Genomic DNA, 18,266 nt, shown 5'->3' with positions numbered 1-18,266 from the left:
GACACACCCAGAAGATCCAACGAACCTGAAAAGGCTCTTTCGTGGCGAACATCAAGTCCCAGATCAAGCGGAACAAGACGAACGAGAAGGCGCGCCTGCGCAACAAGGCCGTCAAGTCGTCGCTCAAGACCGCGATCCGCAAGGCCCGTGAGGCCGTTGTCGCGGGCGACGTCGAGAAGGCCACCGTGGCCGTTCGCGACGCTTCGCGCGCCCTCGACAAGGCCGTCTCGAAGGGTGTCATCCACAAGAACTCCGCCGCCAACAAGAAGTCGGCGCTGGCTGCCAAGGCTGCCACCCTTCAGGGCTGAGCATTCTGATGTAACCGCCGGAACGGACCAAGCGGGCCCTCTCTCCCGCTCCTGCCCGGCACCCGCGCCGCACACCGAACCTGCGTTCGCCACGCGGGTGCGACGCACCCATTCTCATCCCGAGGCCCCGCCCGGTCCCTTCCCCAGGGACCGGCCGGGGCCTTCGGCATGGAGGCACACGGATGACCCGCCCCGGCCACAACCAGCCCGCCCGGCGCTTGAGGACACCTGAACGGCAAGTTCAAGCCCGTCCGGCGCTTGAGGACACCGCGGTCAGCCGGCCACCCCACCGCACCGCTACCGCGCGCTCCGCGCGCCACGCGCGGCGCCCGCCACCGCAACCACCGCCTTCTCCAACGCGTACTCGGGATCGTCCCCGCCCCCCTTGACCCCCGCATCCGCGTCCGCGACCGCCCGCAACGCCACCGCGACCCCGTCCGGCGTCCAGCCCCGCATCTGCTGGCGCACCCGGTCGATCTTCCACGGCGGCATGCCCAGCTCGCGCGCAAGGTCCGCCGGCCGCCCCCCGCGCGCCGACGAGAGCTTGCCGATCGCCCGTACGCCCTGCGCGAGCGCGCTGGTGATCAGGACGGGGGCCACCCCGGTCGACAGCGACCAGCGCAGGGCCTCCAGGGCCTCCGCCGCCCGCCCCTCGACCGCCCGGTCGGCGACCGTGAAGCTCGACGCCTCCGCCCGCCCCGTGTAGTAGCGCCCGACGACCGCCTCGTCGATCGTGCCCTCGACATCCGCGACCAGCTGCGACACCGCGCTCGCCAGCTCCCGCAGATCGCTGCCGATGGAGTCGACCAGCGCCTGGCACGCCTCGGGCGTCGCGGAGCGCCCCAGCGCACGGAACTCACCGCGCACGAAGGAGAGCCGCTCGGCCGGCTTCGTCGTCTTCGGGCACGCCACTTCACGGGCCCCCGCCTTGCGGGCCGCGTCGAGCAGCCCCTTGCCCTTGGCGCCGCCCGCGTGCAGCAGGACGAGGGTGATCTCCTCGACCGGGTCGTCGAGGTACTTCTTGACGTCCTTGACCGTGTCGGCGGCGAGATCCTGCGCGTTGCGCACGACCACGACCTTGCGCTCGGCGAACAGCGAGGGGCTCGTCAGCTCCGCCAGCGTGCCCGGCTGGAGCTGGTCGGGGGTGAGGTCGCGGACGTCCGTGTCGGCGTCGGCGGCGCGCGCGGCCGCCACCACCTGCTGCACGGCGCGGTCCAGGAGCAGGTCCTCCTGCCCCACGGCGAGCGTGAGCGGGGCGAGCGGGTCGTCGGTGGAATTCCTTCTGGTGGCCATCGCCGTCCAGCATCCCACGGGCCACTGACAGCCCGGTCGTGGCCGGGTCCACCGCGCTTCGCCCCGTACCCGAGAATGGACGGGTGAGCGATGAGAGACACGTACTGGTGCTGCCCGACCGCGACGCCGCCCAGGAGGTGGCGGACGCGCTCGCCGACCGCTTCGGGGTCGCCGAGGAGCCGCAGCTCGTACGCGATGCGCTGGCCGGCGAGGACGACGCCGAGGACGCCCAGTGGCTGGTGGTCGTGGAGGACCCGGACCGCCGGCTGGACTCCGCGGCGCTCGACGCGTTCGCCGCGGAGTACGAGGGATGGCTGGAGGCGCCGTAGCCCGACCGCCCCGCAGGTCAGCCCTTCGGCACGATCTGGATGTCCATGTCGATGGAGATGCTGGGGCCGACCACGGCGATGCCACGGGCCAGCATCGTCTGCCAGGTCAGCGTGAAGTCCTCGCGGTGCAGCTGGGTGGTGGCGCGGCAGGCCGCCCTGGTCTCGCCCTCCAGCCCGTTCCCCAGGCCGAGGTACTGGGTGTCCAGCGTCACCGTACGGCTCACGCCGTGCAGGGTCAGCGCCCCGCTCACGCCCCAGCGGGTCCCGCCCCGGTGCACGAAGCGGTCGCTGTAGAACTCCAGCGTCGGGTAGCGGCCGACGTCCAGGAAGTCGCTGGAGCGCAGGTGGTCGTCGCGCATCTGGACGTTGGTGTCGATCGACGCGGCGTCGATGATCACGTGCATCGCCGAGTCCTCCATGCGGTCGGAGATCCGCACCGCGCCCGCGAAGGTGTTGAACCGTCCGTGGATGCGGGCCATCCCGATGTGGCGGGCGGTGAAGCCGATCTGCGAGTGCGTCGGCTCGATCTCCCAGTCGCCCGGCTCGGGCAGCTGCGGCGGCGCGGAGACCTGGAGGGTCACATCGCCCAGGCTCGCGTGACCGCCCTCGGTGACCGTGGCCGAACCGTGGAACGGAGTGAACCCCTCCGCCGTGAGGGCAAGCCGGTACTCCCCCGCCGGCACCGTGGCGAACACACTGCCGTACGGGTCCGTCTCGCCCCCGACCACCTTGCGTCCCGCCCGGTCCGACAGTACGAACTCGGCCTGCGGCACCGCCTCGTTGACCGGGTCGAGCACCCGGCAGCTGAGGACACCCGCCGAGTCCGGTACCACCAGTCCGGCAAGGGCGTTGCCGCGCGCGGCGCCCGTCGCAGTTTTGTTTCCGAACCAACGGCCGAACATCTCCACACACTCCCGGGCGCGCTTTCACCTCGGGCCGAAGGGCAGACGTCGTTGTCGGAGCAGCGGCCCGCCGACGAGTATGCATTCGACCACCCTTGGTGCGTTCGAGGCAAACAGAGCATCTCGCAGTGGCTTGGGCGCAGGTGTTACCGAAGGTCCGATTTGACGGGCAGTCGGTCCAAGTGCACCCCGAAGTGCTCGCGATAGGCGGCCAGCACCTCGTCGTCGCTCTCCAGCGGCGTCTCGCGCCGCTCGGCGCCCGCCGTCGTGAGCAGCTTGCGCCCGGTGAGCGTGATCCGGCCGTCGTCCGTGCAGCGCGAGCAGACCGGGGCGCGGGTGAAGTGGGAGTCGGGTGAGGTGCGGTGGTACCAGGCGCCGGCCCGGAAGTCGGCCGGCACCCGGGGCCGCGGGTCCAGGCGGAGCCGGGGCTCGCCGTCGCACAGCACATCGAGGTCGCCGAAGTCCTCGCCTCCCCCGGCCGGAACGGGCGCGATCCGGAAGACGCCGCCCGGGTCCTGCTGGTCCGTACGGTCGGCGAGTGCGAGCGGATGCCGGGCGTGGTCGCCGAATCCGACATCGGCGAGCCACGGCCCGGTCCCGTCGTCCGTCTCCACGCGCAGCGCCATGTGGTCGTACGGGATGCCGAGCCGGCCACCGTCCCCGTGGACCCGCGCCTGGAGCAGGGTGACGCGGAAACCGAGCGCCCGCAGCAGTACGGCGAAGGCGCCGTTGAGTTCGTAGCAGAAGCCGCCGCGCCGGCCGGCCACGATCTTGTCCAGGAGCGGTTCCTCCTCCAGCACGATGTCCTCGCCGAGATGGATCGAGAGGTTCTCGAAGGGCACGGTGAGCAGGTGGCGCAGTTGCAGTTCGCGCAGGGCCGGGGCATCGGGGCGGGCGGGTCTGACCGCGCCGATGCGTTCCAGGTAGGCGTCGACGGTCTGCGGCAGGTGCGGGTCCATGGGCCCAGTCTGTTCCGGCGCAGAGGCACCGCGCCATGAGCCACTGGTCCTGAGTGTGTTGGTCGGACAGATTGGTGACGCGGCCCCTGCGCACCGGCTAGCGTGCGCGGCATGACCCGCCCGGAACCGGCCCGCAGCAGGGAACAGCGCAAGCGGGATGTACTCGATCGCCTGGAGAAGGACAAGGACGCCTGGGTGTCGACGGCCTCGGCCGATGGCGTTCCGACCCTGGTGCCGCTGTGGTTCGTGTGGGACGGGGAGGCCCTGCTGATGGCCACCCGGCGCACCAACCCGACGGCGTCCAACGTGACGTCCAACGGCCGGGCGCAGATCGCGCTGGGCCACACCCGCGATGTGGTCATGATCGAGGCGACGGCCGAGGTGGTGGAGGGCTCGGACTTCCCGATGGCACCGGGCGATGCCTTCGCCAAGAAGTTCGACTGGGACCTGCGGGGGCGCTCCGCCTGGGTGTGCCTCCGCTTCACCCCGTACGCGGTCAGGGCGTGGCGGGAGTCCAACGAGCAGCCCGGCCGCGACCTGATGACCGACGGCCGCTGGCTGGTCTGAGGCCGAGCGCCCCGGGTCCGAGGCGGCGAGCTCAGGGGCAGGAGCCGCGCGCCCCGGGCCCGGCCCCGCGAACCCGGGGCGACGGGCGCGGCCGGCGACTCCGCCCACCGGGGAGCAGCCCATGGCTCCTTCCACCGGGATGCGTAGGCCCTCATGACCGCCCCACCGCACGCAGCCGGCTCCCCGTGCCCGTCACCGCGATCGCCCCGTCCTGGTCGGTCCGTAGCACCACCGCCCCCTGCGCCGTGAGCGCGTCGAGCGTCCGGGGTGCCGGATGTCCGTACGGGTTGTCCCGGCCCACGCTCACCAGCGCGAACCTGGGCCTGGCGGCGTGCAGCAGGGCACTGTCCTGGTGAGCGGAGCCGTGGTGGGCGACCTTGAGCACGTCCACCCCGGGCAGCCCCGGATGGCTGCGCAGCAGCGCCTGCTGGGCGGGGGGCTCCAGGTCCCCGGGCAGCAGCAGGGTGAGCCCTCCGGCCCGCACGAACAGGGTGACGCTGGCGTCGTTCGGGTCCTGCGGTACGGGGCCGGCCGCCGGGCCCGTACCCGCCTCGCCCGGCGGCCACAGCACCTGCCAGTCGAGCGCCCCGATCCGCCGCCGTTCACCGGGGGCGACCCGCATCACGGGAATACGCGCCTCGGCCGCCGTTCTCCGTACGAAGGCGGCCTGCTCCGGCGGGTCGTCCAGGCTCGTCGTCTGGATCGCGCCCACCGCTCTGCCCCGCAGCACGCCGGGCAGGCCCCGGACATGGTCGGCGTGGAAATGGGTGAGCAGGAGCAACGGGACGCGGCTGACGCCCAGTTCGCGCAGGCAACGGTCGGCGAGCCGGGGGTCGGGGCCCGTATCGACCACCACGCCCGCACCGCGCCCGGCGGCGAGCACCAGCGCGTCGCCCTGCCCGACGTCGCACATAGCGAACACCCAGCCGGGCGGCGGCCATCCGGTCAGTACCCGGGTCAGCGGCACCGGTCGGAGCACGACGAGCACCAGCAGCAGCGCGGCGGCCCCGCAGATCCAGGGCCGGCGCCCCACCCACCGGGCGGCGGGCACGAGCACCAGGGTCAGCGCGGCGAGCAGCGCGGCGCCGGACAGGCCGTCGGGCCAGTGGGTCTCCGCACCCGGAAGCGCCGCTCCGGTCCTGGCCACCGAGGCGATCCACCCGGCCGGCCATCCGGCCACCCGGGCGAGCAGCACGGCCGCAGGCATCGCCACCGGTGCCAGGGCCAGCGTGGCGAACCCGAGCACCGTGGCCGGCGCCACCGCGAACTCGGCGAGCAGGTTGCACGGGATCGCCACCAGGCTCACCCGGGAGGCGAGCAGCACCACGACGGGCGCGCACACCGCCTGCGCGGCGGCCGCGGCGGCCAGCGCCTCCGCCAGGCGCGGCGGCACCCGGCGCCGTTGCAGCGCCTCGCTCCACCGCGGGGCGAGGGTCAGGAGCGCGCCGGTGGCAAGTACCGACAGGACGAAGCCGTAACTGCGCGCCAGCCACGGGTCGTAGAGCACCAGCAGCAGAACGGCGGCGCACAGCGCGGGGATCAGGGTCCGGCGCCGTCCGGTGCCGATGGCGAGCAGCGTGATCAGCCCGCACGCGGCGGCCCTGAGCACACTCGGTTCGGGCCGGCAGACCAGGACGAAGGCGAGCGTGAGTCCGCCGCCGAGCAGTGCGGTCATCCGCAGGGAGATCCCGAGCCTGGGCGCCAGTCCGCCGCGTTCGGCCCGCAGCGCCCTGCCGGGCGGCCCGATGAGCAGGACGAGCAGGATCGCCAGGTTCGCCCCGGATACGGCCATCAGATGAGTGAGGTCGGTCGCGCGGAATGCCTCGTGCAGTTCCGGAGTGACCCGGGTGGTGTCGCCGACGACGAGCCCGGGCAGCAACGCCCGTGCGTCGGCGCCGAGTCCGTCGGTTGCCTGGCGCAGTCCGGCGCGCAGCCGTCCCGCAGCGCGCTGGAGGAGGCTGGGCGGTCCCGTCACGCGGGGCGGGCCCTTGCCCTCGGGCCGCAGCACGGCGGCGGCACGCTCGCCCTTGTGCAGCGGTGGCGCCAGCCGGCCGGCGATCCGCAGACGGGTGGAGGGGAGCAACTGCTGCCATGCCGCCGTCGCACCGCCGGGCGGGACGATGACCAGCACCGGCGTGCGCAGCCGCACGGCCGTTCCGCCGGGCCGCGTCAGCAGGGAGACCTCCGCGTCCAGGAGCAGGGAGGCGGGTGTGCTGTGGTCGCCGTGCACCCGGGGGTACGTCCGCCGGGCGTCGGAGGTGAGGGTGATCTCCGCCTCGACCCGCGCGAACTGCCTGGCCAGTCCGGGCACCGGTCCCCGGCGCACATCGGCACCGTGCAGCCCCGCGGAGGCCGCCCCGGCCGCCGCGCAGAGCAGCACCGCCGCGGCGGCCGTGGCACGCACCCTCCGACGTCCACGGGCCGCGACGCGCCCGTCGGCCGTGCCGCTGCCAGCCGTGCCGCCGCCCGCGCCGTCTCGGCCACCCCGTCCGCCGTTGTCGTCGGCCGCGGTGCCTCCGCTGTCCCGTCGTCCGCCGTTGTCGCCCCGCCCGGCCACCGCGCGGGGCGACAGGGGGAGGCCCGGCGCTGCGAAGAGACCCGGCGCCGCGAGGAGGACCACCGCCGCCCCCAGGCAGAGCACCACCCCCATCGCCGTCCACTGCCCGGGGGCGCCCACGGCGAGCGCGGCACCGGCCCAGGCCGCCGCTGCCGGGGCGAGCAGCCGCAGGTCGGCCGGGCCCTCCTGGCGCGGGTCGGAGACGCCCAGCCGCAGCCCCGATGCCGCGTGGACGTCCTGCGTGCTCACGGCTGCACCAGGGGGCGCAGATCGGCGAACCGGCGGTCGCCGATCCCGTTGACCTCGCGGAGTTCGTCGACGGACCGGAATCCGCCGTGCTGGGTGCGGTAGTCGACGATGTGCTGGGCGAGGACGGGGCCGACGCCCGGCAGGCCCTCCAGCTGGTCGGCCGTAGCGGTATTCAGGCTCACCGGCCCGGCGCCGCCCCCGGCAGTCGTCGGGCCGCCCGCACCCGCCGCCGGGACCGGGGCAGGCGGGGCGCCCACCACGATCTGCTCGCCGTCCATGAGCAGCCGGGCCCGGTTGAGGCCCGCCAGGTCCGTCCCGGGGCGCGCCCCGCCCGCCGCCTCCAACGCATCGTCCACCCGCGCCCCGGAAGGCAGTCGGCGCAGCCCCGGGTTCCGCACCTTGCCGCTCACGTCCACCACGATCTGCCCGCCCGCCCCGGCGACGGCCGCCGGGCCGGGAGACGGGTCGGGCACGCCGGTCGCACCGATGTCCGCGTCCGGCTCCGCCACCGGGCCGGGCGCGTGCCCCGCCTCGCCGACGACGTCCGGAGCCCGTACACCCTCGGGGCGGGCGGACCAGAAGTGCATCCCGGCGAACACGGCGGCCGCGACCAGGATCACGACGAGCGCGGCGAGGGTCTTCGGCTCCAGGCCGCATCTGAGCTGCACCCACATCGGCAACCGCTCCCGCACCGCGAGAACTGCCGTCGCCCACCGCCCCACCGAAGCCAAGGCCGGGGCCGAGGCCGGGGCCGAAGCCGAGGCGGGACCCAAAGCCGCGGCCGAATCCGAAGGAGCCGGAATCGGGGCCGGAACCGGAGCCCGAACCCGGACCGCATCCGGGCCCGTGACCGGCGAAGCCGGACCCGCGCCCCCCGGGGCGGACACCTCAGGCCCCACCACCAGCCCCGCAGCCCCGGACATACCAGGAGCCCCAGACGTCCCAGACATCCCAGACGCCCCAGGAGACCCAGAAACCCCGGGAGTCCCAGGAGCCCCCGCAGCCTCAGAGCCCGTCACCGCCGCGCCCACGCCCCACCGCGCGACGCGCCCCCCGTACCCGCCCGCCATGAGCGCGTCGGCCCGGCTGCGGGCCGCAGCGGCCACCGCGGCCGCTTCGGTGCGGCCCGTGGTCCGACGCCGCCGGCCGGGGCCGGGGCCCGCCGTCCGCCGGAGGCGCCCGTCGGAAGCCGGGTCGCGTCCGGGCCCGCTGCCGGGTCCGCCACTCGGTCCGCCGAGTCCGCTGGTTGCACGATGTGATCGGGAAGCCATGCCCCAGGACGCTAGGCACTCCCGCCCCATCCCGCTGAGCGCACGCGATTTCCGTGGAAAACCGGCCCGTTGTGTACAACTCGGCCACTCCGGAGAGTGACGTCAGCGCGGCGAGACCACCGCTCCCAGCAGCCCCGGGCCGGTGTGGGCGCCGATCACCGCGCCCACCTCGCTGACATGGAGGTCCACCAGCCCGGGCACCCGCTCCCGCAGCCGCTCGGCCAGCCGCTCGGCCCGCTCCGGCGCCGCCAGGTGGTGCACCGCGAGGTCCACCCGGCCGCTGCCCGCGCGTTCGGCGACGATCTCCTCCAGCCGGGCGATGGCCTTCGAGGCCGTCCGTACCTTCTCCAGCAGTTCGATCCGCCCCCCGTCCAGCTGAAGCAGGGGCTTCACGGCGAGGGCCGAGCCGAGCAGCGCCTGCGCGGCGCCGATCCGGCCGCCGCGCCGCAGGTAGTCCAGGGTGTCGACGTAGAAGTACGTGGAGGTGCTCGCCGCGCGCTTCTCGGCCGCCGCCACCGCCTCGTCCAGGTCGGCGCCCGCCTCGGCCGTCTCGGCCGCCGCCAGGGCGCAGAAGCCGAGGGCCATCGCGACCATTCCCGTGTCCACCACCCGCACCGGCACCGGAGCGTCCTTCGCCGCCACCAGCGCCGCGTCGTACGTACCGGAGAACTCCGCGGACAGATGGAGCGAGACGATGCCGCGCGCACCGGCCTCGGCGGCGGCCTCGTACGTGGCGGCGAAGACCTCGGGGCTGGGGCGCGAGGTCGTCACGGGTCGGCGCTTCTGGAGGGCCAGGGCCAGGGAGCGGGCCGAGATCTCGGTGCCCTCCTCCAGGGCCTGGTCGCCCAGGACCACGGTCAGTGGCACCGCGGTGATGCCGTGCCGCTCCATCGCGTCGGGCGGCAGGTAGGCCGTGGAATCGGTGACGATCGCGACATGGCGGGACATGAGCGGGAGGTTACCCGCAGGGGCGGGGAGTCGGCAGTCCGACCCCGCGCGAATGATCAGTCACGGTCGCTTCGTTTCGCATCCTGCCACCCTCGGTCGCCGGTGGTCCCGGCGTACCTCCGTCCCGGCCGACCCGCCCGGGCCGGGCCCGGAGCGGCGATCGCGACCGCGGCCGCACACGTCCCGGCAGGCTCAGTTCGTCGTCTCGGGCCGGGCCGTCTTCTGCCACGGGTAGGCGTTCTGCCGGCGGGGGTCCCGGGCCGTGATGGCCTCCGGAGGTGTCCGGTCCCCGCCCGGCGCGCCCGGCGCTTCCGGTTCCCCGCCCCGGTCCGCCGGCCGCCCGGGCCGCGCCGCCGGCTCCTCCGTCGTCCAGTGCCGCAGCGCCCCGGCCTCCACGTCGATCTGCGCGTTCAGGGTCGAGAGGTCGTCGGCGGCGAACTGCCGCGCCCGGTCCCGGGCGGCCCAGCGCAGCGCGTCGGCGGACCCGGTGATCTGCGCGGTGCGCTCCTTGAGGCCCGGCAGCCGAGAGGCGATCGTCGCCTTGTCCGGCTCGCGCTCCAGCGCCTTCAGCTCCTCGTCCAGCTCCCGGCCGTGCACCCCGAGCCGTTCGAACAGGCCCAGGGACTCCGAGAGCGAGGCGTCCTCCGCCACGCCCGCACGCAGGGCCTCCTGCGTGGCGCGCATCGACGTCCGCAGCGTCAGGCGCAGCTGCGCCAGCTCCGCGCCGACGCCCAGCTGTCCGTAGCTCTTCGCCCGCAGGGTGGTGTCCTCGACGGTGCGGCGGGCCTGTGTGATCGTCCGGTCCACGCCGCGTCTGGCCGCCCCGACGACCTTGACGGTCGCGTAGACGCCCAGGGCCATGAAGACGACGAGCAGCCCCAGGATCAGGATCACGGCTTCCATGAGCGCCCCTCTGAAGGTGTGACGGCCGCCGGCACACGTTCACCGGTCCCCTCCACCGTAAACGGAACGGGCAGGTTGGGGGTTCCGTCGGAACCCCCAACCTGCCCGTAGGGGAAAGCCCTCACGCCTTCCCCACCGCAGTCGTGGCTATGCGGGGACGATGTTCACCAGCTTCGGCGCCCGGACGATCACCTTGCGGATACCCGCTCCGTCCAGCGCGGCGACGACGGCCGGGTCGGCCAAGGCCAGGGCCTCCAGCTCCGTGTCCGTGATCGACGGGGAGATCTCCAGGCGGGCCTTGACCTTGCCCTTGACCTGCACGACACAGGTCACGGTCTCGTCCACGACGTACGCCGGGTCGGCCACCGGGAAGTCCTGGTGCACGACCGAGTCCGTGTGGCCCAGCCGGTGCCACAGCTCCTCGGCGATGTGCGGGGCCAGCGGCGCCACCAGCAGCACCAGCGCCTCGGCGACGGAGCGGGGCAGCGGCCCGCCCGCCTTGGTCAGGTGGTTGTTCAGCTCGGTGACCTTGGCGATGGCCGTGTTGAAACGCATGCCGGCCATGTCGCCGCCGACGCCGTCGATCGCCTTGTGCAGCGCGCGCAGCGTCTCCTCGCCGGGCTCGGCGTCCACGACGGTGACCTCGCCGGTCTCCTCGTCGACGATGTTGCGCCACAGCCGCTGCAGCAGCCGGTACTGGCCGACGACCGCACGCGTGTCCCAGGGCCGCGACACGTCCAGGGGGCCCATGGCCATCTCGTACAGGCGCAGTGTGTCCGCGCCGTACTCGCCGCAGATCTCGTCGGGCGTGACGGCGTTCTTCAGGGACTTGCCCATCTTGCCCAGGACGCGGGAGACCTTCTCGCCCTGGTAGTAGAACGCCCCGTCGCGCTCCTCGACCTCGGCCGCCGGGACCGCGATGCCGCGGCTGTCCCGGTAGACGAATGCCTGGATCATGCCCTGGTTGTACAGCTTGTGGAACGGCTCGGCGGAGGAGACGTGGCCCAGGTCGTGCAGCACCTTGGACCAGAAGCGGGCGTAAAGCAGGTGCAGGACGGCGTGCTCCGCGCCGCCCACGTACAGGTCGACGCCCCCGGTCGGCTGCCCCTCGCGCGGGCCCATCCAGTACTCCTCGATCGCCGGGTCGACCAGCTTCTCGGAGTTGTTCGGGTCCAGGTAGCGCAGCTCGTACCAGCAGGAGCCGGCCCAGTTGGGCATGGTGTTCGTCTCACGGCGGTACTTCTTCGGGCCGGCGCCGTCGCCCAGGTCCAGTGTGACGTTGACCCAGTCGGCGTTGCGCGACAGCGGGGTCTCGGGCTGGGTGTCGGCGTCGTCCGGGTCGAAGGTGCGCGGCGAGTAGTCGTCGACCTCGGGCAGCTCCAGCGGCAGCATCGACTCGGGCAGCGGGTGGGCGATGCCGTCCTCGTCGTACACGATCGGGAAGGGCTCGCCCCAGTAGCGCTGGCGGCTGAACAGCCAGTCGCGCAGCCGGAAGTTGACGGTGCCCTCGCCGACGCCGTGCTCCTTCAGCCACTCGGTGATCCGGGCCTTGGCGTCGGCTACGCCCAGACCGTTCAGCGAGACCTCGTCGTTGGCGGAGTTGACCAGCTTCCCGTCGTACGAGGCGAAGGCGTCCTCCCACGTCGAGGCGTCCGTGCCGCGGTCGTCCGACGGCTCGACGACGCAGCGCATCGGCAGCTCGAAGGCGCGCGCGAAGGCGAAGTCGCGCGCGTCGTGCGCCGGTACGGCCATGATCGCGCCGGTGCCGTAGCCCATCAGGACGTAGTCGGCGATGAAGACGGGGATCTTCTCGCCGCTGACGGGGTTGGTGGCGTACGCGCCGGTGAAGACACCGGTCTTGTCCTTGGCCTCGGCCTGCCGCTCGACGTCGGACTTGGCCGCGGCCTGCTTGCGGTACGCGGTGACCGCCTCGGCCGGGGAGGCGTGGCCGCCCGTCCAGACCGGGTGGGTGCCCTCGGGCCAGGCGGCGGGGATGATCCGCTCGACCAGCTCGTGCTCCGGCGCCAGCACCATGTACGTGGCGCCGAACAGGGTGTCCTGGCGGGTGGTGAAGACGGTGACGCTGCCCGCGCCGTCGACGGGGAAGTCGACGCGCGCCCCCTCGGAGCGGCCGATCCAGTTGCGCTGCTGCAGCTTGATCGCCTCGGGCCAGTCCAGCCCGTCCAGATCGTTCAGCAGCCGGTCGGCGTAGGCCGTGATGCGCATGTTCCACTGGCGCAGCTTGGCCTTGAAGACGGGGAAGTTGCCGCGCTCGGAGCGGCCGTCGGCGGTGACCTCCTCGTTGGCCAGGACGGTGCCCAGGCCGGGCGACCAGTTGACCGGGGCGTCGGAGGCGTAGGCCAGCCGGTACTCGCCCAGCACGTCGGCGCGCTCGGCGGCGTTCAGCGCGCTCCAGTCGCGGCCGTCGGGGGTGGCGCGCTCACCGCTCTCGAACTGGGCGACCAGCTCGGCGATCGGCCGGGCCCGGTCGGCCTCGGTGTCGTACCAGGAGTTGAAGATCTGCAGGAAGATCCACTGGGTCCACTTGTAGTACTCGGACTCGATCGTGGCGAACGAGCGGCGCTTGTCGTGGCCCAGGCCCAGCCGGCGCAGCTGCGCCGTCATGTTCGCGATGTTGGCCTCGGTGGAGATCCGCGGGTGGGTGCCGGTCTGTACGGCGTACTGCTCCGCGGGCAGGCCGAAGGCGTCGAAGCCCAGGGTGTGCAGGACGTTGTGTCCGGTCATCCGCTGGTGGCGGGCGAAGACATCGGTGGCGATGTAGCCCAGCGGGTGGCCGACGTGCAGGCCCGCACCCGAGGGGTACGGGAACATGTCCATGATGAACTTTTTCGGCTTGGCGGCCAGCTCCGGATCGCCCGCCAGGTCACCGGTCGGGTTGGGCGCCTCGTACGTGCCCTCGGCGTCCCAGAAGTCCTGCCAGCGTGCCTCGATGTCGGCGGCCATCGCTGCCGTGTAGCGGTGCGTCGCGGCAGCGTCGGCTGCGGAATTCGTCTCGCTCATGATCCTCAAAACTCCATCGATCGTCATCTGCCGGCGCCCACGTTCACGGACACGCGTCCACGGAAACGAAAAATCCCCTCGCACAGGAGGGGACGCCGCGCCGATGCCGACCAGGCATTCTCACCGGTCGGGACTGATCAGCGCGGCTCGCTAAGCAGAAGGCCTACGGCACGCATGGCGTCAGGGTACCGCACGGGGCCGGTCCGCCTCCGGGCGGTCGTCCGCGATGGACACCGCGCACACGAAACAGCGGGCCGTCCGATCCGGACGACCCGCTGTTCCTTCTTCACTGTGGAGCTAAGGAGAATTGAACTCCTGACCTCTTGCATGCCATGCAAGCGCTCTACCAACTGAGCTATAGCCCCTCGCTGCGCCGCCCGGTCTCCCTGGCGACATCGAGAACAGTACCGGTCCCCCCGGCCGTCCACCAAATCGATTCCGGTCCGTCCGGTTTTCGCCGGCCGGAAGCAGGGAAGCGGTCAGGCCGTGGCGAAGGAGTAGAAGCGCTTGAGCGTGCAGTGCTCCTCCAGGAGCCGGCCGTAGATCGGCTCCCCCTCCAGCTCCCGGTAGGTCTCGATGGGGTCGCCTTTTATGATCAGCGCCCGCGCGCACTCCTCGCACCAGTACTGGTAGTCCGCGTTGACCGGGTCCATGTCCCTGACGATGGGCGTACCGCTGCCGCACCAGTCGCACTTCCGCCTGTGTGCACCCATGGATCAGCTCCGGCTCCGGCGGACGAGAGGCGGCTTCGGGACCTCGTGGCGGCTCCCAGGCATCGCGCACACCCTCCCGTTCGGTCCGTCGCCCCCTCCGGCGGTCCGATTCTGCCATGACCCCGCAAGGGGGTCAGCCCGCCGGAGTTCCCGCCCGCCGCCGTCGCCGTACGAGACCCGCCGCGGCCCCCGCGCACGCGATCGCGGCCAGCGCCAGCTCGCAGACCCACAGCGCCTGACCCGACCCCTGCGGACCGGGCGCCGCAAGGCGGTTGAGGTAGAGCGTGCCGATCGTCGCGACGCCGATGACCTGGCCCAACTGCGTGACGGTCACCAGGACTCCACTGGCGTCGGCGGCGTCCTGCGGCCGTACGTTCGCCAGGGCGCCCGCGAGGTTCGGGCTGAACGCGAGCGCCATTCCCCCACCCGTGAACACGAAACCGGCGTACAGCACGGCGCCCCCGCCACCGCCGCCCCGCAGCGCCAGGCCGACCAGCGCCGCACCGGCCGCCATCAGCACGAAGCCGCCGGGGACCAGGGCCCGCTGGAGCCGGGCGGGCCACCGCCGCCACGTCAGCCCGGCAACGCCGAAGACCACCGCGGTCGGCGCGCACATCAGCCCCGCGCGCAGCGCCGAGTACCCGAGGCCGCCCTGGAGGTGCAGGGTCAGCGTGAAGAGGAAGCCCGCGTTGGTCGCCATCACCAGCAGGATGCGCAGGGCCGCCAGACCGATCCCGGGCAACCGGAGCACACGGGGCGCGATGAGGGGCGCACCGCCGCGCGCCGCGAGCCTCGTCTCGTACAGCACGAAGCCGGTGAGGACCGCCGCGCAGGCGAGCAGGCTGATCCAGGTCCAGTCCGGCCAGCCCAGTTCCTGGCCGAGCACCAGCGGGACGGTCAGCAGGGTGACCCCCACGGCGAGCATGACGAGCCCCACCGGATCGAAGCCGCGCGCCCGCGCCTCCCGCCGGGCCTGTCCGGTACGGGGCTCGCCCGGCAGCGCCCGAGCGCCGAGCCACAGCAGGGCCAGTCCGATCGGTACGTTGACCAGGAAGGCCGGCCGCCAGCCCATCCCGAACAGGTCGGCGCTCACCAGCACCCCGCCGACCACCTGTCCCGCGGCGGCCCCGACGGCCAGTACGGCGCTGTAGGCACCGATCGCCCGGACCCTCGCCGCCCCGGTGAAGTGCTGCTGGATCAGGCTGAGCACCTGCGGGATCATCACCGCCGCGCCCGCGCCCTGGATCACCCGGAAGGCGATCAACTGGCCCTCGCCCGCCGCCAGTCCGCAGGCGAGCGAGGCTGCGGTGAACACCGCGAGCCCGGCCAGATGCGCGCGGCCGTGCCCGAACACGCCGCCGAGCCGGGCGCCGGCGACGAGCAGGACGGCGTACGAAATGGTGTATCCGGCCACCACCAGCTGCAATCCGGCTCCGGAGGCGCCGAGTTCGGTGCGGATGGTCGGGGCGGCGACGTTCACGATGAAGAGGTCGAGCATCGCCATGAACTGGGCCGTCAGCACGACGGCGAGCAGCCGGGCAGGCGCCTTGTCAGTGGTGGGGGTTTTACTGGTGACGGAGCGTGAGGCCGTCGTCTCGGATGTCGCGGTCATGGGCTCCAGACTGGTGCCGCGTGCATACGGGTAACGAGAGCCCGCTGATGCTGGTACTGGCAGCACCTGGCAACACCCGGGTGCAGCACCGACGATGGGGGCGTGACGACGGTGACGACACGACAGCGGCGGACGGCGCACACAGGACGGGACACCGGGGGCGGCCCGGCGCCCGGGCAGGACGGACGCGGCCAGGACCGGCGCGGCCCGGCGCCCGGCCGGCGGCCCGAACTCGCCGCCTTTCTGCGCAGCCGCCGGGCACGGGTGACCCCGGCCGACGTGGGCATGCCCCCGGGGCTGCGGCGCCGCACACCGGGCCTGCGCCGCGAGGAGGTCGCCCAGCTCTCCGGCGTCGGCGTCACCTGGTACACCTGGCTGGAACAGGGCCGCCCGATCAACGCCTCCCCGCAGGTCCTGGACGCGGTGGCGCGGACGCTGCGGCTGGACCCGCCGGAGCGCGAGCACCTCTACCAGCTGGCCGGGGTCGCCTTCATGCCGGGCCGGGAGTCCGACACGCTGGAAGTCGGCGAGGAGATCCAGGGCATCATCGACGCGCTCGACCCGCACCCGGCGGCCGTCTACAACGCGCGCTACGACGTGCTGGCGACCAATCCCGCCTACCTCGACCTCTTCGGCATCCCCCTCATGGATGAGTCCCGGGTCCGCAACGTGCTGTGGACGCTGTTCACGACGTCGGAGCGGGCCTGCCCGGTCGTCCACCGCTCCCAGGAGCTGCCCCTGATGGTGGCGACCCTGCGCAGCGGCTACGGGCGCCATGCGGGCGAGCCGGCCTGGGAGTCGTTCATCGAGGCGCTGTCCGCGGCCAGCCCGTACTTCACGAAGCTGTGGCGCAGCGGGGACGTCGCCCCGCCGGGGCGGCGCGTGAAGACCTTCCGGCACTGGGCGGTGACCGGCGACATACGGCTGACGTCGGTCTCGCTGACCGTCAACGGACTGCCGGAGTGCCGGATCGTCGCGTACACCCCCGCCGACGAGGAGAGCGTGGGGCGGCTGGCGGAGCTCCGCGCGCGCCGCAGGGGGCCGTGCGAGGCCGGGCCTAGGGCCGCGCAAGCAGAAATCCCGCCCCCTGACTGGGGACGGGATTTCGATTGTGGAGCTAAGGAGAATTGAACTCCTGACCTCTTGCATGCCATGCAAGCGCTCTACCAACTGAGCTATAGCCCCGCTGTTCGCTGTGTTTCCCTGCGTTTCCGCGCTGCGAACAAGAAGAACTTTAGCCTGTGACCAGCCGGAAAGTGAAATCCGGCCGCTGCCGCCCCGGGGCGGCTCGGGGCGGACCGGTCAGGCGTCGTCGCCGAGCACCGGTTCCGGCAGGGTGCCGGCGTTGTGCTCCAGCAGGCGCCAGCCGCGGGCGCCCTCGCCCAGCACGGACCAGCAGCAGTTGGAGAGCCCGCCGAGCCCTTCCCAGTGGTGCGCCTCCAGGCCCAGCAGCCGGCCGATGGTGGTCCGGATGGTGCCACCGTGGCTGACGACGACGAGCGTGCCGTCGTCGGGCAGCTTGTCGGCGTGTCCGAGCACCACGGGGGCGGCCCGGTCGGCGACCTCGGTCTCCAGCTCGCCGCCGCCGCGCCGCACGGCCTCGCCGCGCTTCCAGGCGGCGTACTGCTCGCCGTAGCGCTCCACGATCTCCTCGTGGGTCAGGCCCTGCCAGGCGCCCGCGTAGGTCTCACGCAGGGCCGGGTCGTGCGCGATGTCGAGCCCGGTGACCGCGGCGAGCTCGGCGGCCGTGGCCGCGGCCCGCCGCAGGTCGGAGGCGACGATCGCGTCCGGCTTCAGCGAGGCGAGCAGCCGGGCGGACCTGCGGGCCTGCGCGACGCCGGACTCGGTGAGCTCGATGTCCGTGGTGCCCTGGAAGCGGCGCTCCAGGTTCCACGCGGTCTGGCCGTGCCGCCAGAGGACGATCCTGCGGCCCCTGCCGCTTCTGCTGCCGTTCAGTTCTGCTCCCCTTCCGTACCGCCGTTGAGCTCCGCGTGCTCAGCGGCCTTGCCGCGGGTCTTCACCGCGTCCTCGGGCAGAGCGATCTCGGGGCAGTCCTTCCAGAGCCGCTCCAGCGCGTAGAAGACGCGCTCCTCGCTGTGCTGGACGTGGATGACGATGTCGACGTAGTCGAGGAGGATCCACCGGGCGTCGCGGTCGCCCTCGCGGCGGACCGGCTTGGCGCCGAGCTCCTTCTGGAGCCGCTCCTCGATCTCGTCGACGATCGACTTGACCTGGCGGTCGTTGGGGGCCGAGGCCAGCAGGAAGGCGTCGGTGATCGACAGCACGTCGCTGACGTCGTAGGCGATGATGTCGTGCGCGAGCCGGTCGGCGGCCGCCTGGGCGGCGGCGTTGATGAGCTCGATGGAGCGGTCAGTGGCGGTCACAAGCAGGCTTTCGTCGTCGGTCGGATAGACCCCTAGGGTCTCACGGGGAACCGACAGTCCACGCAGTCGTATTCCGACAGCCGCCCAGGAGCGGCCCCGGCACCTCTCGGGAGGAGGGCCGGGGCCGCCCGCCCCCCGCTACTCGATCTTGTAGTCCTGGCCGAGGAGGACGGACACGTCCGCGTTTCCGGCGGGCTTGCCCTTCGTCACCGTGCTGGTCGGCAGTCCGAGGGTCTTGGCGACCTGGGTC

At 72.9% G+C, this 18,266-nt stretch carries 16 protein-coding genes and 2 tRNA genes; 4 read left to right on the top strand and 14 right to left on the bottom strand.

From position 1 onward, the window contains the following. Nucleotides 1–41: 41 nt before the first annotated feature. Nucleotides 42–308: a 30S ribosomal protein S20 gene (gene rpsT, locus E6R18_RS16690; RefSeq protein WP_018551637.1), complete on the top strand. Its 267-nt coding sequence runs from the start codon at nucleotides 42–44 to the stop codon at nucleotides 306–308. A 297-nt stretch (nucleotides 309–605) separates the two neighbouring features. Here the strand turns inward: rpsT and holA are convergent, their stop codons facing one another. Then, on the bottom strand, nucleotides 606–1,601 hold the full coding sequence (gene holA, locus E6R18_RS16685) for a DNA polymerase III subunit delta (protein WP_136317685.1): 996 nt from the start codon (nucleotides 1,599–1,601) through the stop codon (nucleotides 606–608). A gap of 83 nt (nucleotides 1,602–1,684) precedes the next feature. Here holA and E6R18_RS16680 point away from each other — a divergent pair, with 83 nt between their 5' ends. Further along, a complete protein-coding gene (locus E6R18_RS16680) occupies nucleotides 1,685–1,930 on the top strand; it encodes a hypothetical protein (RefSeq protein ID WP_136317684.1) in 246 nt (81 codons plus the stop codon). Nucleotides 1,931–1,947: 17 nt separating this feature from the next. On the opposite strand, the gene E6R18_RS16675 is transcribed toward E6R18_RS16680, so the two are convergent. Then, complete coding sequence (locus E6R18_RS16675) at nucleotides 1,948–2,832, bottom strand: YceI family protein (RefSeq protein ID WP_136317683.1); 885 nt, start codon at nucleotides 2,830–2,832, stop codon at nucleotides 1,948–1,950. A 146-nt stretch (nucleotides 2,833–2,978) separates the two neighbouring features. After that, nucleotides 2,979–3,791 (bottom strand): arylamine N-acetyltransferase, encoded by an 813-nt coding sequence (locus E6R18_RS16670; protein ID WP_136317682.1) that lies wholly within the window; start codon nucleotides 3,789–3,791, stop codon nucleotides 2,979–2,981. Between the two features lie 111 nt (nucleotides 3,792–3,902). On the opposite strand from E6R18_RS16670, the gene E6R18_RS16665 reads away from it, so the two are divergent. Beyond that, entirely contained in the window at nucleotides 3,903–4,358 is a 456-nt protein-coding gene (locus E6R18_RS16665; protein ID WP_136317681.1) for a pyridoxamine 5'-phosphate oxidase family protein, read from the top strand. Nucleotides 4,359–4,509: 151 nt separating this feature from the next. Here the strand turns inward: E6R18_RS16665 and E6R18_RS16660 are convergent, their stop codons facing one another. The 8 genes from E6R18_RS16660 to E6R18_RS16620 all read right to left on the bottom strand — a co-directional run bounded on the left by E6R18_RS16660 (nucleotide 4,510) and on the right by E6R18_RS16620 (nucleotide 15,632). Continuing rightward, a complete protein-coding gene (locus E6R18_RS16660; RefSeq protein ID WP_168712375.1) occupies nucleotides 4,510–7,164 on the bottom strand; it encodes a ComEC/Rec2 family competence protein in 2,655 nt (884 codons plus the stop codon). Beyond that, complete coding sequence (locus tag E6R18_RS34890) at nucleotides 7,161–8,435, bottom strand: ComEA family DNA-binding protein (protein ID WP_240799760.1); 1,275 nt, start codon at nucleotides 8,433–8,435, stop codon at nucleotides 7,161–7,163. The genes E6R18_RS16660 and E6R18_RS34890 overlap by 4 nt, the downstream gene beginning before the upstream one ends. Before the next feature lie 102 nt (nucleotides 8,436–8,537). Further along, complete coding sequence (locus tag E6R18_RS16650) at nucleotides 8,538–9,383, bottom strand: DegV family protein (protein ID WP_136317679.1); 846 nt, start codon at nucleotides 9,381–9,383, stop codon at nucleotides 8,538–8,540. A 192-nt stretch (nucleotides 9,384–9,575) separates the two neighbouring features. Further along, nucleotides 9,576–10,286, bottom strand: coding sequence for a hypothetical protein (locus E6R18_RS16645; protein WP_136317678.1), 711 nt, complete (start codon nucleotides 10,284–10,286; stop codon nucleotides 9,576–9,578). A 147-nt stretch (nucleotides 10,287–10,433) separates the two neighbouring features. Then, complete coding sequence (gene leuS, locus E6R18_RS16640; RefSeq protein WP_136317677.1) at nucleotides 10,434–13,307, bottom strand: leucine--tRNA ligase; 2,874 nt, start codon at nucleotides 13,305–13,307, stop codon at nucleotides 10,434–10,436. Between the two features lie 292 nt (nucleotides 13,308–13,599). Then, nucleotides 13,600–13,672 (bottom strand) — tRNA-Ala (locus tag E6R18_RS16630). Between the two features lie 114 nt (nucleotides 13,673–13,786). Beyond that, entirely contained in the window at nucleotides 13,787–14,020 is a 234-nt protein-coding gene (locus E6R18_RS16625) for a hypothetical protein (RefSeq protein ID WP_018103228.1), read from the bottom strand. A 133-nt stretch (nucleotides 14,021–14,153) separates the two neighbouring features. After that, a complete protein-coding gene (locus tag E6R18_RS16620) occupies nucleotides 14,154–15,632 on the bottom strand; it encodes an MFS transporter (protein WP_136317676.1) in 1,479 nt (492 codons plus the stop codon). Between the two features lie 243 nt (nucleotides 15,633–15,875). Between E6R18_RS16620 and E6R18_RS16615 the strand changes: the two genes are divergently transcribed. Continuing rightward, nucleotides 15,876–16,763, top strand: a complete 888-nt coding sequence (locus tag E6R18_RS16615; protein ID WP_136317752.1) for a helix-turn-helix transcriptional regulator — start codon at nucleotides 15,876–15,878, stop codon at nucleotides 16,761–16,763. Here the strand turns inward: E6R18_RS16615 and E6R18_RS16610 are convergent. From E6R18_RS16610 to rsfS, 3 genes are all read right to left on the bottom strand, one after another. Continuing rightward, nucleotides 16,745–16,817 (bottom strand) — tRNA-Ala (locus E6R18_RS16610). The genes E6R18_RS16615 and E6R18_RS16610 overlap by 19 nt on opposite strands. A gap of 117 nt (nucleotides 16,818–16,934) precedes the next feature. Then, nucleotides 16,935–17,588, bottom strand: a complete 654-nt coding sequence (locus E6R18_RS16605) for a histidine phosphatase family protein (protein WP_136317675.1) — start codon at nucleotides 17,586–17,588, stop codon at nucleotides 16,935–16,937. Beyond that, entirely contained in the window at nucleotides 17,585–18,016 is a 432-nt protein-coding gene (gene rsfS / locus E6R18_RS16600) for a ribosome silencing factor (RefSeq protein WP_136317674.1), read from the bottom strand. Before rsfS ends, E6R18_RS16605 begins: the two co-directional genes overlap by 4 nt. Nucleotides 18,017–18,266: the final 250 nt, after the last annotated feature.

Origin of the sequence: Streptomyces sp. A1277, from assembly GCF_004795015.1 — a bacterium.
Classification (GTDB): Bacteria; Actinomycetota; Actinomycetes; order Streptomycetales; family Streptomycetaceae; genus Streptomyces.
The sequence above is the reverse complement of the archived record's forward strand: the minus strand, read 5'-3'. Positions and strand labels throughout refer to the sequence as shown.